Annotated in this window: 14 protein-coding genes; 5 read left to right on the top strand and 9 right to left on the bottom strand. The window is 47.7% G+C overall.

Annotated elements, in window-relative coordinates; translation table 11 throughout:
* Position 1: 1 nt before the first annotated feature.
* Positions 2-349, top strand: a complete 348-nt coding sequence (locus tag BLP45_RS00275) for a M48 metallopeptidase family protein (protein ID WP_090368669.1) — start codon at positions 2-4, stop codon at positions 347-349.
* Positions 350-429: 80 nt separating this feature from the next.
* On the opposite strand, the gene BLP45_RS00270 is transcribed toward BLP45_RS00275, so the two are convergent.
* The 4 genes from BLP45_RS00270 to BLP45_RS00250 all read right to left on the bottom strand — a co-directional run bounded on the left by BLP45_RS00270 (position 430) and on the right by BLP45_RS00250 (position 2,709).
* Positions 430-1,020, bottom strand: coding sequence for a hypothetical protein (locus BLP45_RS00270; protein WP_090368667.1), 591 nt, complete (start codon positions 1,018-1,020; stop codon positions 430-432).
* A 455-nt stretch (positions 1,021-1,475) separates the two neighbouring features.
* Positions 1,476-1,778 carry a HigA family addiction module antitoxin gene (locus tag BLP45_RS00260; protein ID WP_090368663.1) on the bottom strand — a complete coding sequence of 101 codons (303 nt, stop codon included), beginning with the start codon at positions 1,776-1,778 and terminating at the stop codon, positions 1,476-1,478.
* A gap of 27 nt (positions 1,779-1,805) precedes the next feature.
* Complete coding sequence (locus BLP45_RS00255; protein ID WP_090368662.1) at positions 1,806-2,081, bottom strand: type II toxin-antitoxin system RelE/ParE family toxin; 276 nt, start codon at positions 2,079-2,081, stop codon at positions 1,806-1,808.
* Positions 2,082-2,241: 160 nt separating this feature from the next.
* A complete protein-coding gene (locus tag BLP45_RS00250) occupies positions 2,242-2,709 on the bottom strand; it encodes a hypothetical protein (RefSeq protein WP_090368659.1) in 468 nt (155 codons plus the stop codon).
* Positions 2,710-2,885: 176 nt separating this feature from the next.
* Between BLP45_RS00250 and BLP45_RS00245 the strand changes: the two genes are divergently transcribed.
* From BLP45_RS00245 to BLP45_RS00235, 3 genes are all read left to right on the top strand, one after another.
* Positions 2,886-4,952 (top strand): ATP-dependent nuclease, encoded by a 2,067-nt coding sequence (locus tag BLP45_RS00245; RefSeq protein ID WP_218117911.1) that lies wholly within the window; start codon positions 2,886-2,888, stop codon positions 4,950-4,952.
* Positions 4,952-6,787, top strand: a complete 1,836-nt coding sequence (locus tag BLP45_RS00240) for a UvrD-helicase domain-containing protein (protein WP_090368655.1) — start codon at positions 4,952-4,954, stop codon at positions 6,785-6,787. Before BLP45_RS00245 ends, BLP45_RS00240 begins: the two co-directional genes overlap by 1 nt.
* A 160-nt stretch (positions 6,788-6,947) precedes the next feature.
* A complete protein-coding gene (locus BLP45_RS00235) occupies positions 6,948-7,154 on the top strand; it encodes a hypothetical protein (RefSeq protein ID WP_143002355.1) in 207 nt (68 codons plus the stop codon).
* A gap of 68 nt (positions 7,155-7,222) precedes the next feature.
* Here the strand turns inward: BLP45_RS00235 and BLP45_RS00230 are convergent, their stop codons facing one another.
* Together BLP45_RS00230 and BLP45_RS00225 are read right to left on the bottom strand one after the other, a co-directional pair.
* Positions 7,223-8,161: a trypsin-like serine peptidase gene (locus BLP45_RS00230; protein ID WP_090368651.1), complete on the bottom strand. Its 939-nt coding sequence runs from the start codon at positions 8,159-8,161 to the stop codon at positions 7,223-7,225.
* 53 nt (positions 8,162-8,214) lie between these two features.
* Positions 8,215-8,868: a recombinase family protein gene (locus BLP45_RS00225; RefSeq protein ID WP_090368649.1), complete on the bottom strand. Its 654-nt coding sequence runs from the start codon at positions 8,866-8,868 to the stop codon at positions 8,215-8,217.
* Between the two features lie 273 nt (positions 8,869-9,141).
* Between BLP45_RS00225 and BLP45_RS00220 the strand changes: the two genes are divergently transcribed.
* A complete protein-coding gene (locus BLP45_RS00220; RefSeq protein ID WP_090368648.1) occupies positions 9,142-9,486 on the top strand; it encodes a hypothetical protein in 345 nt (114 codons plus the stop codon).
* 1 nt (position 9,487) lies between these two features.
* Here the strand turns inward: BLP45_RS00220 and BLP45_RS00215 are convergent, their stop codons facing one another.
* The 3 genes from BLP45_RS00215 to BLP45_RS14235 form a co-directional block, all read right to left on the bottom strand.
* Positions 9,488-10,285 carry a hypothetical protein gene (locus tag BLP45_RS00215; protein WP_090368646.1) on the bottom strand — a complete coding sequence of 266 codons (798 nt, stop codon included), beginning with the start codon at positions 10,283-10,285 and terminating at the stop codon, positions 9,488-9,490.
* A 329-nt stretch (positions 10,286-10,614) separates the two neighbouring features.
* Positions 10,615-13,227: an ankyrin repeat domain-containing protein gene (locus BLP45_RS00210; protein ID WP_143002354.1), complete on the bottom strand. Its 2,613-nt coding sequence runs from the start codon at positions 13,225-13,227 to the stop codon at positions 10,615-10,617.
* 94 nt (positions 13,228-13,321) lie between these two features.
* Positions 13,322-13,645, bottom strand: a complete 324-nt coding sequence (locus tag BLP45_RS14235) for a hypothetical protein (RefSeq protein WP_143002353.1) — start codon at positions 13,643-13,645, stop codon at positions 13,322-13,324.
* Positions 13,646-13,684: the final 39 nt, after the last annotated feature.

The following is a 13,684-nucleotide window of genomic DNA, read 5'->3' as shown; positions in this document are numbered from 1 at the left end:
CATGCTAAACGCTGTGACAAAGAAAAGTATAGCTTATTGGGATGATGCGGATGATCTACGTTGGGCTGTGCGCCATTGGGCAAGCAAAATCAATGTCAATCTTGCTGAGATACACTTGCGTCTTATGACCCAAAAATGGGCTTCTATTTCAACGCGTGGCCGCTTGACCCTAAACACAGAGCTCTTAGAAGTTCCCCGTCATCTTGGTGAGTACGTGATTGTGCATGAGCTTGTTCATTTGCTTGTCCCCAATCATGGCAAAGTGTTCAAGTCGTTTATGAGTGCTTATATGCCCGATTGGGAAGTATGCGATGATGCTTTGAAGGATTATGTAGCGATAGCGAGGTAAAGGTGGATGATCGGAAATAGCGGCGGAAGTTCGCAGACGACTTTATTAATATAGGTATGGTCGGCATTGGTTGGGATGTGTCAGTTCTCTATAAGGGGAATGATCGTTGCCTGACCCATTTTTTCAAGTTCGTCATTAACAAAATCGTTAGCGTCATTATCGGGTAAACCTTTATCATTAACAGCCGAAAATGTTTTTTCAGTGATACCTAGATAAGCATGTCTTACAAATGTTAAAAATTCCAACGAATCTTTTTGCTCGCCATTAAGAGGGCTTTTATTACGATAATGAAAAGCTTTTGTAAGAGGGAGTAAGGGCTGAAACGCAAAAAGATACGGTGATTCTTCGTTTTTTGAAGTTTCTGTAATTATCCCGTCATGTGGCATGCGAAGCTGTGCTACCGATTTATGTAATAGATGTTGAGATTTTAGATTAAATTCAGCGATGATGGCGTTACGTTCTACCCTGTCTCCGGGTTTTACATTCCAAACAAAGAAGGGTTGTGAAGATGAGCGGTCTTTGGCCAAGGTGTTATAAAGTTTGGTAGTCAGTTTTGGCATAGCGAGCACGAAAGGTATTGCCTCATAAATTGTGCTGTTGGAAAGATTTTCGTTGGTATTAATCCCGCTGGATTTTTCTTCACCTTTTCCAAACCCTGATAAAAATTTCATTTTTACTCCTAGCTGCTTATAAGGAAACTTCTGGCAAATCCTGTTCAAGACATTATCAGTTTCAGGTGAATTTGATAGGGTCCTGTCCTGTATCTCGCTCTACCCATTTCGGTAGCGTCTTCTTTTAATTCGTTTTGTAATTTTTCTATCTCTTTTTGGCTGCAATTTGCAAAAACGTCCTTATATTTTTTGGGATTGTTCATCACTTGATGTACGAAATCTATGATTTCTCCATGAGTTCGTTCCGAATTTTTCGAGATATAAGCATGCTTTAAAGGCTGAATTGTACATACATATAAATACGGCAAAACCGCGCTATGCTGGGCCTTCGGATATATCTCATTTTGCGACATGACTACAGTCTGCGGACGGAAGCGTTCCAGCACGCTACGCACGTAGGACGGATAAAAAATCGCAAAAGAAAACGGCTACCAGTTAAGAATAAACACCGAATATCAAATATGTACTTCTTCATGGGGTTTCCACGGATTGATTTTCTGGATTTTTATACCCAGTTCTGTTCTCGCCTTATCAAGCTCATAGGTTTTTTGCAGGTTCAACCACAGCTCCGGGCCGGTGCCAAAGAACCGTCCTAACCGTAGAGCTGTATCTGCTGTCAAGTCGCGTTTGCCACGAATAAGCTGCGAGATACGGTTTGCAGGCACATCGATCTGCCGCGCAAGCTCTGTGCGCGTCATAGCAATTTCTTCCAATTCATCAGCAAGAAATTCGCCGGGGTGAATAGCTTCTCTCGTCATGTTCCGTTACCTTTCTCTCTATAAAACTTAGTGATAATCCACAATTTCCACATCATTCGCGCCTTCGTCCCACGTAAAACATACACGCCATTGTTGATTGACGCGAATGCTGTATTGTCCCGCCCTGTCACCGGACAAGCGCTCAAAGCGGTTACTGGGTAAAGCAGCCAGCGCTTCAAGCGTATCGGCAGCATCCAGTATTCTAAGGCGCTTTTCCGCCTGGCGTTTAAAGCCGGAAAATGCCGCAACATGCTGGCCTTCAAAGAGGCGCTCTGTTTTCCGGCATTTAAAGCTCTTTATCATTCTTAACCCTATCACATATTGACGGTTTACGTCAATCGTCAATATAGTAGAATACCGTTAGTAAACCTCAGCCGGAAGTAGTGTTAAGACGGCTGGACACAAAACGTCCCAGATACACCGTCGTGTGATTCGCAACCCTGACCTCTGAACGTGCTTATTGCTAACCAATGCCTCTGCGGCCTATCGACGCAATGATCTTCTGATTGATTCTCGTTCTGGTTGCCATCTGAGCCTCGCTGAGATTCCGCTTCCGCATCGTGCTTTGCTGGAAGCGGTACTCCCAGTCGTTGATGATGCCTTGTTCGTAAAAAAAGGCTGTCGCGTCGGTTCCGACGCTCGCTTGGATCTCTTTTCGGATGCGTTTGAGGGATGCGAATATCAAGTCTGATCTGAAGCCAAGAAAGCGCTTCACGCAGACGTTCCCGACATCAACGGATACGCCAGTTACTCGATTGGAGATGCTGCAAAGTTCGATAATGGGGAAGTGAGAACAAAGACACCTTTCGGGCTCGTGCGCCTCCGAAATTGCGACGAGCTGCCATTCTTTCTTGGCGAGCTCCCAATCGCTAGCTCTGCTGCGCGCCAATATCTCACGCTTCAATTCCTCAAAATTGTAGCCATCCCCCATGAAACTCTCCCTCTGGCCCAGCTTATCACGGCAACATCTAAGATCCACGGGCAGGTTCTAATCGACTTTCCTGACCGACAATACCCAGTGGAAGTTAAAACCAAACCAACTGGCTTCGAAATCACCTTTAGGCTAGCATACCCGCGATTAATGTTAATAGCCGCTCGGGGAAAATCATGATCAAAAGAGTTGCGGTTCGAAATTTTCGCAGGCTGGAAGAGATTTCAATCGACCTCGAAGCGAAAGAAACCGTGTTTGTGGGGCCTAATAATAGCGGCAAAACATCTGCAACTGCGATATTCAGGAGCTTCCTTGCTGACCGCATTTTCAGCATCCATGACTTTTCGGTATCTAAAATCAAAGATATTGACGGTTTCGGCGACGCAGGTAATGGGAAGAATTTGCCTGCGATAGAGCTGGATATCTGGTTTGCAATCGACCCAGATAAGATCGAATTTGGCAGAGCCTTCGGCCTCCTACCGAACTTGACTGATAATTTTGAGGAACTTGGTGTCCGTCTTTCCTATAAGAGCAAGGACCCTGAGAAACTCCGCGATGCATATCTCTCAGCATATCCTCAAGGTGACGGGGGAAAATCTACCAAACGTCTTTCGGAGTTTCTATCTCAAGACAATAACTTAGGTCGGCATTTCGAAACAACATACGCATCCCTCGAAAAAAAGGATGGTGAGATTGTCGCCATGAGTCTTGATCAACGAGAAGGTAAGGCTCTCCTTCAAACTCTCATCCGCGTCGATTTTGTAGACGCGCAACGTAATGTCAATGATGACGAAGGAGGCAGGAGCAATCGCCTTTCGAATGCCTTCGCTAGCTTCTACCGAAAAAATCTGGAGCAGACGGACGCGGCAGCCGAGGCGCACCAAGTCATTGATGAGAACAACAAGCAACTTACCGAGCATTACGAGAAGCAATTTGATGGCTTGATGGTGATGATCAAGGGGCTCGGCGTGCCATCGATCAATGACCGTCAGCTACAGATAGTATCCTCACTTAGTCCAGAAACCGCGCTGCGTGGCAGTACCGATCTTCTTTATGTGGACTCCGACCGGGACCACAAATTGCCTGAGCTATATAATGGCTTGGGTTTCAAGAATCTGATCTACATGGCGATCCAGGCAAGGCACTTTCACTCGCAGTGGCTAAGGACCGCCGAAAATCGCCCTCTTTGTCAGATGATATTCATCGAAGAACCTGAAGTTCATCTTCATGCTCAGGTGCAGCAGACCTTTATATCTAACATTTGGAAGGTAATATCCCAATCGGCAAGGATCGAGAAGGAGAACTCTCTTTATCCGCAATTGGTGGTAACAACGCATTCCTCTCACGTTTTGGAGGCCACTGAGTTTGGAAAAATCCGCTATTTTCGTCGCTGTCTGCTGAAGGGCGAAGTAACAGAAAGTGCCAAGATTCTCAACGCTACTCAGGTTCATAGCTTGCGTGATTTCAAACCGAAGCCGGTAGATATTGAAGGCCAAAAGGCCAGCGAAGAGCAGGCCCTCGAATTTTTGAAGCGCTATTTGCGACTCACGCACTGCGATCTCTTCTTTGCGGATGCTGCAATCTTAGTGGAAGGCTCAGTCGAGAAACTTCTGCTTCCAGAAATGATAGATAAGTGCGCAAGCCGATTAGGTCAATCATACTTAACTATTTTGGAGATTGGCGGAGCCTATGCTCATCGTTTCGATGAGTTGATGAAGTTCTTGTGCATACCCTACTTGATAATTACTGACTTGGATTCTGTGTCAAAAGCTGGAAATCATGCCACATGCCGAGGCGACAAAGCTGAAGCGCTCACATCTAACGCTTCGCTAAAAAAACTACTGCATGTCACCACAGTTGCGGAGCTTCAAGCTCTGGACGCCCCGAAGAAAAGTGCTGGCGCACCAGCGAGATACATCAGTTTTCAAACTGCGGTGCTGGTAAGTGAAGGCGAAGCCAACCAGAGCATGCTAGCCAGAACCATTGAAGAAGCTTTTGCCTATCAAAACTTTTCTATGCTGCGTGCAAAGAAAATCGACTTAGGAAAACCCATCCCGCAAGGTCTCGCCGAAGCTTACGAGGCGATCTATCAACGCATCAAGTCGGATCAATTCAAAAAAACGGATTTTGCTATGAGCATACTAGCAGGCGACAGCTCATGGGCCGTTCCAAGCTATATTAAGGAAGGTCTAACGTGGCTTGAGACGAAGCTCCACGGCCCTGCTGAGATGGGGATGGAGTGATGGCAACCCTAATCCCCACAGAGGCTGACCGTGAAGTAGCCGAATGTCTTAAAGCCGAACGTGACTTCGCTTTGATTGCCGGAGCGGGATCAGGAAAGACAACTTCCCTGATTGAAGCGCTCACCTATATCGGGAGGGAGAGCGGGCCTAAACTACGGCAAGCGGGACAGAGGGTAGCGTGCATTACTTACACGAACAGAGCCGTCGATGTCATACGCTCTCGGCTAAAGTTTGACGACCTTTATGAGGTCACCACTCTGCATAGCTTCCTGTGGAGAGAGATTGGGCGATTCCAACATGATATTCGCTTAGCGCTTAAGAAGGATCGTATACCAGCCCTTCTAGCCAAGGCACGCGAGGATGACTCTGGGAAAAATACGAAGATAGCTCGACGAGCGCGTACACAGGTAGAGCGCTACGAAGGCGCGCTATCTGGTATCGATGACGTCCCTAAATTTAACTACGACAATTCTTCCTACAGCGATTATGTAGGCGGAACCCTTAGTCACGATGACGTAATAGAAATAGCCGGATATCTCATCGTCGAGCGTAAAAATCTGCGCAAGCTATTAGGTATGAAGTATCCATATATTTTTGTTGATGAGGCTCAGGACACTTTTGAATCTATAGTTTCAGGTCTCAATCTGATATGCAGCAACCAAGGTCTCCCCCTCGTGGGCTATTTTGGTGATCCTTGGCAGCAGATTTACGACGGCAGAGCCGCTGGGTTTGGCCCTCCAGAAGGCGGTCTGACGATCACCAAGAAAGAGAATTTCCGCTGCTCTAGGGCGGTAATCAAGTTGCTCAATGCGTTCCGCGACGACGTTGAACAGATGCCGGCGGGTGAAAACGCAGAAGTTGAAGGCAGTGTTGAGATTCGCTTGGTGCAAGCTGAGGACCCTGAGGGCGACCGTAAGCGGTATACCAATCCCCAGGTCGACCGTGCATTGGAACAAATGGACCGTGCGCTTGATGCTTGGGGCTGGAGAAATCGCGATGATGTCACCCGCTTATTTCTCGTCCGACAGATGATAGCACGGCGACTGGGGTTTTCAGAATTGCAGACCCTATTCACCGGGCCATTTGCCTCTGCTCGCGCAGAGGATGACTATGAGTCTGGCGAGCACTATCTCCTCAAACCATTCATCAAAACGATTTGGCCCTTAGTTGCAGCGCAGGCGAACGGCGACCAACGGGCTGTCATTGACATCTTACGGGCCAATAGCCCTGCGTTCGACATGAACGGCCCGAATGCGAAGAAGAGCCTCAGGTATATGATGGAGCTTTCGAAGAAGCACCTTGAGCGGCTGGGCGAAATATGGACGCAAGGATTCACCAAGGAAGCGCTCATTTACGTTCGGGATCACGAGTTAGTCAGCATGTCAGATCACTTCCTCGAACAACTTGCGAGAGAGCCGAGAAGCGAAATCTTCGATGAAGATGAGCACAGTTCGGAGAAAGGGGATTGGCTGGCAGACTCTTTTTTTTCGATGCATGCGAGCGCCCTGAAGCCGTTCTGCAAGTTCATGTTGAAAAATACAAACTACAGCACCCAACACGGCGTAAAAGGTGAGGAGTACCCTAACGTACTGGTTGTTTACGACGATATCGAAGCCGCTTGGAACAACTATAGCTTCACCAAGCTACTCACCCCTCAAACGGCGGGTGAGCCAACAGACGGCCAGCGTGAGCGAGGTCGCAAGTTGGCTTATGTCAGCTTCTCACGTGCCGAGGAGAATCTGCGCGTTCTGTTGTTTACACCTGATCCGGATACAGCGCGGCGAGAGTTGATCGAGCGGAAGTTGTTCAACGAAGAACAGATTACCATTGTGTGATCGGAGATATATCGGCCATTAAGGTACTGCATGGTTTGGGCGCAGGGAAGGCAACCTTGCGCATTTAATCCGCACAGGGTTGATCTCGGGAGATACTGGTTTCAAGGCAGCACGCCATTGGTTGGTAGGGTCCAAGGAAGGGCCGAAAGCGCCGCCGGTCATGGAGGTGTCGGAGGAGCAGGAACGCTCCTCTGACTGGCGGGTGTCAGGGGTCATTACCCTGACGCGTGATCGACCGGCGCAACGGTTGCTGGTGCAGGAAGGCTCGATGCCTGAGCTGTGCCAATGGCCGGGGGGATGCAACGGGGACGCGCTAGCGGGTCCCCTTGCCAAGATGCGCTGGACGAAAAAATTTCAAATTTTGTAGTACAGCGCACCTCTTGCGCGCGTAGCGTGGCGCAGTGTAGGACAGAAATAAATCGTACGTTAGGCATCTTAAATTCCACCTTGAGTAAAAACAAGGAGCATCATTTCTTCGTCAGATAGGGTGATCCTTACGTTTCTCTCCGCGTCGCTTGTGAAATGCCCTTTGATTTTGACGAGGCCCATTTGCACTCCTTCAGCTAAGCCTGTGGGCTGATCTTGCCAGACTTCCTGAGGCAAGCTATCAATCGATGTCCGCAAAGCATCCCAGACCAGAGTCACATAAGTTGGGCCACCATCGAAGGATGAGGAGACAATCCCAATTAAGCGGCCACCCTCGTTAAATACTGGACCACCGCTCATTCCTCCCAATGTTTCCATAGATACTTCAATGCACGGTGATCTCATGCGCTCACCCCGACCATGTGGATAGCAGGCTGTTACCAAACCCGAACTGACGAGCGGTGTTATTGGAGCTACGCCCGAGTCGATTGCTCCATGCCGAAAGCCTACAGCCCAAAGCCTCTGCCCCGGAAGTGGGAGACATAGCTCAATTGCTGCTAGCGACAATGGATGCGTGATGTGAGCCTCGGAGTTAAGACCGCACGAAACAACGGAGAGATCGGATATAACTTTATTATCATTCATCACGAACTCGCTCTTTCCTGAAGCAGTAACTGTGGCTGTGGGAATCCACGCGCGAGCCGCGCCCTCAGGAAGAAACGTGAGCATAACTGGACCAGGACCAGATCTTGGAAACTCATTAAGAACATGCGTAGCGGTAAGCATCAGGCCCGGCCCAATCATAATTCCGCTCCCGATACTGACTAATTCATTATCGAAAAAACTTACTACCGATACGACCGCATCTCCCGCTTGATGGAGATTGTCTAAAGGCCCTAACCCATCGTCTGCCGTAAATTTAGGCCGCCCCCATTGGAGTTCAAGTTTCTTTAACTCTTCGTTACAAGCAGTTATTTTTACCTGATGAATTATTTCTTCCTTGCTCATGTGCTTCCGATTTTCAGCCGTCGAACGAGTAATTATACTTAGGTCAATTAGACCTATATCATCCTAAAATGGGCACGATCCCGCATTATCGCCAGCTCTTCTTTGATATCAGGAGCTCGCGACAGAGCGCGGTAAATCGTGCGCGTGGAAACACCGAACTGGGCTGCGATTTGGGCGGGGGTCATGCTGGGGTGGCATTGTAACAGGCCCTGCATTTGGGTAATTTGGCGATGTGACAGCTTTTTCGGCCTGCCCAGATGGGCCCCGCGTTGCCGTGCGGCCTCCATTCCGGCCTTGGTGCGTTCCCGGATGAGATTACGCTCCAATTCCGAGAACGCATGACGTATCTGGTACATACATTTTCCCATTGCGGTGGTGGTGTCTATGTCCTCGGTCAGGCACCGAAACTCGATGGCGCGGTTTTCAAACTCCTCAAGAATGTTCAGTGCGTTTTTAAGCGAACGAAAGGCGCGGTCCATTTTCCAGACAACGAAAACATCGCCTGCCTGCAAGCTGGACAAAGCCTGCTCGAAGCCGGGCCGCCGCTTGGCCGTGGCCGATATACCTTGATCCTCGAAAATGGCGCTGCACCCGGCCAGCTTCAGGGCATTGATCTGAAGGTCCAGATGCTGGTCTTCTGTCGAGACGCGGGCATAACCGATGGTGCGGCATGCATCTTTTTGCGCGTGACTGTGCTTCCTATCCATTCCGGTCCTTTAACGATAGACAAAAGGGGACCCTTTTGACCTATCCTCATAACCGTTCCCCGTCAATAAAAAATGGAAAGATTGTGTCGAAAAAACACATCAGATGGGCTGCTTTTCATGCGTAAAGAGATATGTGAATTGTGACAAAATGGTCCCTTTTTGTCACAGCGCAAGGTTCTGAAAAGAAACGTTAGTTTCAGTTATTTGACTGCAATTCTGGGGGCTCTGTTCGTGACTTTCAGCAGTGTTACTGGATACGCGCAGGAGGCCTTATTGTCAGCCAAGAAAGACTATATCACCTGCTGGAAGCAGCCCTGCGTGGACGTGGCAGGGAGCGAATGGTCGGAGAAGAATCCCAACGGTGTGGGAATTTCTGTGCGTATGGGAACGCAGTCAGGCGTTACGGACGATCAGATCAAGACTGTGCTCACGCGGGATTTTAAAAAGGTCGGCTTGACGAACATCAAATTCTTCTTTGAACAGAACGATGCGCCCGCCGCCGGCATTGCGTTTCATGTTCGGGGCGGCACGGAAGGACTATTTTTTATTGATAACGTACGTGAACAGGTTGCGGGTATCGCCAGACGGGCGGCCAACACAAACCCGGTTTTCCAATAACCTACGACATAAATTTCAAGGGGGCGTCAGAAGAGCGTGCTTGTGACAGCATTTCATCATGCTTACCATCGCGGGTATCCCGTACAGATGTCTGTGTATCCAAATTGTTGGATACGCGGTCAGCAAACACCATTTCCTGAATAAATCCTCGTTCTTTCATTTCACTGAGGATTTGTTCTTTTCGTTGCAGGTCGGTGTTGTCGTCATCCAGTTCCGCGACAACAGCTCTAGCGCTGTTTAGATGGAACTGTTTCTGCGCCCATTCCGCGTAGTCTCCGTATTTCGCATCGTTTTTATATTTATCCTTGATCGTGCCATCGGCATTGAGCATTTCGTTGATAAGGTGCTGTTCCAGCCGCTGGCGGTACGCGTTAATGTTTTCGCCGGATCGCTGCTGCGGAATATCGTCCGCTCCCAGAATATCAAGCGCCAGCTTTTCCCGCCATGCGTCGCCGTCTCGCTTTTCGAACGAGGCCACTAATGCCTTAACATCGGTTTCCATCCGCTGGATGGAGGCACGGATTTGCTCAAGCAATTCGACAAACTGCGCCGTTCGGCGTTCTTTCGACTTACGTTCCTCGGCCTGTCTGGTTTGACCTGTATTGGCTACCGAATTGCGCTCGGTAACGCTGGCGACAGAACCGCTGAGCTGGCCGTTGTGAATATAGTTTTCTCTTTCGGTAGATTCCAAGCGGTGTAGACGATCAAAATCTTCGTCCGACAGACAGGTATGACAATGAATGAAGGTATTCGTTAATCCACCAGAAACCCGCAATTTTGCATTGGTCGGCTCAACCATTAACGGCTCCTATGGAGGAGCCGTGCCGCCGAAAAAGCGCGGTATGCTACGGCATACCGAAGGTTCAGAACAACTACGTTATTCTGAACCACTGCTGATGAAACTTTGGACCCATCACGCCCCAATGTCCCTGCCTCCCGGTTAATATCGACTTGTGCAGGTGTTATGCCTGCAAAAAAATGTCCTTTTACGCTAACAGCAATGGGTTAATAAGTGGTTAATTTATGGTTAAAACGTCTTTCCATTGCCATCCGGTAGGGTTTGTAAAAAATTCAGAAAATGCAGTACAGGTTGAAATTTGGAAATGATAATTTTGTGCACAATGAGCACTATATTTGCTCCCAGTCGTGCAACAGCCTCACCGTTCCGAAGTGAAAGTTGATGAGGGCCCAGATTAGCGCCGTCCAGCCCTTTTTATCGGCGATGTCCTTCCTCGCTCCTCTCTCAAGCAACAACCTGACTGTCTCGATGTGACCATTGGTGCAGGCCCCAATAAGCGCCGTCCAACCATTGTTGTCGGCGATATCCATCGTTGCCCCTTCATCGAGTAATAGCCTAACCATCTCAATGTGACCGTTGGTGCAGCCCACCATAAGTGCTGTTCGACCATTATTGGCGGCGGTGTCTATCTTCGCTCCCTTTTCTAGCAACAGCCTGACCGTTTCGATGTGGTTGCTGAAAGTGGCCCAGATGAGGGCTGTACAGCCATCTTCATCGGCGACATCTATGTTTGCTTGCCCATTAAGCAGACACTTTACGGTCTCGGTATGCCCCATCATACTTGCACACATGAGCGCATTAATATCATTGGGAAGCCTTGCTTCTATATTCACTTTGTTTGCTATTAATACCTTGATTACATTATTAAGATTATGATAACTTGCAAGCATCAGGGGCATGCCCTCGTTACCATTGGTTGCCTTAAATCGCTCAAACAACGCAAACATTTCATCAGGAAACTCAGGCGTTTTTTCAGTAAATTTGTGTGATATTTCGAAATAAAGCATGGCACGGATTACGGAATCTCTTAAAGAATGATCATTGGTATCATGATAGAGAATCGCGGGTTCGACCTTGGTGAGCAAAGCGACAATTTCGTCTTCGGGAAACCGATCTTTTATTTCGTCCACGATATCGATTAACCCAGCAGTTACAGCCCACTTCATAGGTTGAGCATCTTCGAAATTCGAGGGCGTCATGAAGCCAAAGAGCGCATTCCATAGTGATCGTGTTTCTTTATTGTTCTGGTCGTCATTTAGCAAGTTCCGTGTCAAGCGCTGGATGAAGCCAATAAATTCCTTGGCGTCCTTCGCCTGTGAATTCGCGTCCCCTGTTATAAATGCTTGCCGGAATTCTTCCTGATATTCCGAATCTTGAAGGAATTGAAGAAATTTGAGAAAAAAGCTTTCCCCGAGGATATCCGGCTCGAAAGGAGCTAAAATAATTTCATCGTGCCTAGTAATAACTTTTTGGCATATTTTTTTTACTTTGCCAAAATTTTTAGGAACAGAGTTAAATTTTTTTGCCGCTGTATATAACTCCCCATAAGCCATATTACGTCTTGCCGTCGCTACCGCAATAAAGTGCGATGCCCATCGCCCTGTTTTGGTCCCGTGTTCCCATGGCAAACGATCATTGCCTGAAAGATAATAATCGATCAATTCACGCCGATTCCACACTGTAAAATCTTTGCTCGACCTGATTGCATCCCCCACAAGCGCTGCGAAAAGAGGGAGATATGCACCCTGTTCCTTCAACCCGAGAAGGTATGTGTTGGCGTTAGCGACTGGGTTGCTTCCCTCATCGATATTAGCGCGACGCGCAATAATCGATTTGATGATTTCTTTCTGCGTTTGCCGCAGATCAAGCGGCTTTAATTTAAAAAAATAATCTTCATTTTGATTGAAACTGGACTGGGTGCCCGTAAGCCCCCAGCGTTCATCTTTGTGTAAATCCTCAGAAAATATATGATCGATAACGAGCAATCTTATTTTCGGTGAGGTTGCCTCGAAGCGATTCTTCATTAATTTCTGAATCACTTTTTCAAACCCATACATGTAATCGATGATGATCAGTATCGAGTCAGCGGAGGATCCTCTGACCCATTTGCCGGGGTCGGGTTCGGCTCGATCTTCTTTATGCAATACGCGGCAACGCCAACCGGTCAGTTTCGGCGATGTCGTCGACCACTCGGAAACCAGTCTTGTTTTGCCTGCACCGGAAGGCCCGGCGACGGCCCAGATTTTGAATGGACCGTCAGCTTCGATAAATTCATTGAGAAAATTAAATTCATCTCCTCGGCCTCTGAGGGGTAATTCCGTGTAGTTATTAGGGTCAAGCCATTTATCTTTACCAGTAACTGGTTTATAACCAGTCGAATTTTTGGTGACCGGTTGTTCAGGAGGTTCTTGATTGTCCTGAGAAAAAGGCGGAGGAGATATTGCTTGCGATTGCTCGACTAAATCCAGCGCATCCTGCAAAAACCTTTCTATGACTTTTTCATATTTTGCGTATGAAGAAAGTCGTATTTTTTTGGTCTCGCAATCTTCAAGAAACTGAGCCAGTAAACTGATGAGCGGAATTTTCAGAAATCTGGAGGCAGTACATATTCCTGTCGTTACTACTTTATTACTGACATTTCGATTGCGGCCTCGGCTAAACGCGGCCCACTCAATTGAAGAGTTATCTATCTCCAAATGAAGTTTCTGTAGACCAGTGCCAGTCCTTACCTTTAGAAAATCGAAAAGATGGATAAAATCGAGTCGTAGATAAGGAGGAGGATACAAGGGATGCGCCAGGACGGGAACTTTCTTCCCGTCCTTTTTCACCCATTTACTACGTAATCCACAATCCCCAATTTCTCTAAAAAGATTTCGGTAATTCGAATTAACAATAGATTCTGCGGTGAAAATTATATTGTTCTTTTTTTCTTCATCTTCCACATCCACTTTCTCCCCATAAATTCCGAGGAGATAAGTGTATCCAAAAATGAAAGAATGCGCCGCGGAGATATTTTTTTAACGCGGGAAATGAGAGTTATCCCGGTCCGCCGATATCGGAATCAACTATTTGATTTTGTCCCGACTGTTCAGCAGCATCGGCGCCAGCCAGCCTGTCACACAAATCCATAAATTGATCAAAGCTTTCCTGAGAAGGCGAGATGTCCCTGACTTTGAGTTTCAGGGCATGCCCTATTTGATCGGCAACAGGAATGCCACGATCTTCGGCATGCATTCCTATTGCATCCAGGAATTCGGTGTATTGGGTTCCCCAGTTTTGCGCATTAAACGTAATGGTAACTTTATCGTCCTTAACTTTTATCTTTAACGATCTTGAGCCAAGTGTTCTTTTCTGTGCCACTACTCACTTCCCTTCTCCAGCATCTTACCCTGTCCACTG

The organism is Nitrosospira sp. Nl5, from assembly GCF_900102495.1.
Lineage (GTDB): Bacteria > Pseudomonadota > Gammaproteobacteria > Burkholderiales > Nitrosomonadaceae > Nitrosospira.
The sequence above is the reverse complement of the archived record's forward strand: the minus strand, read 5'-3'. Positions and strand labels throughout refer to the sequence as shown.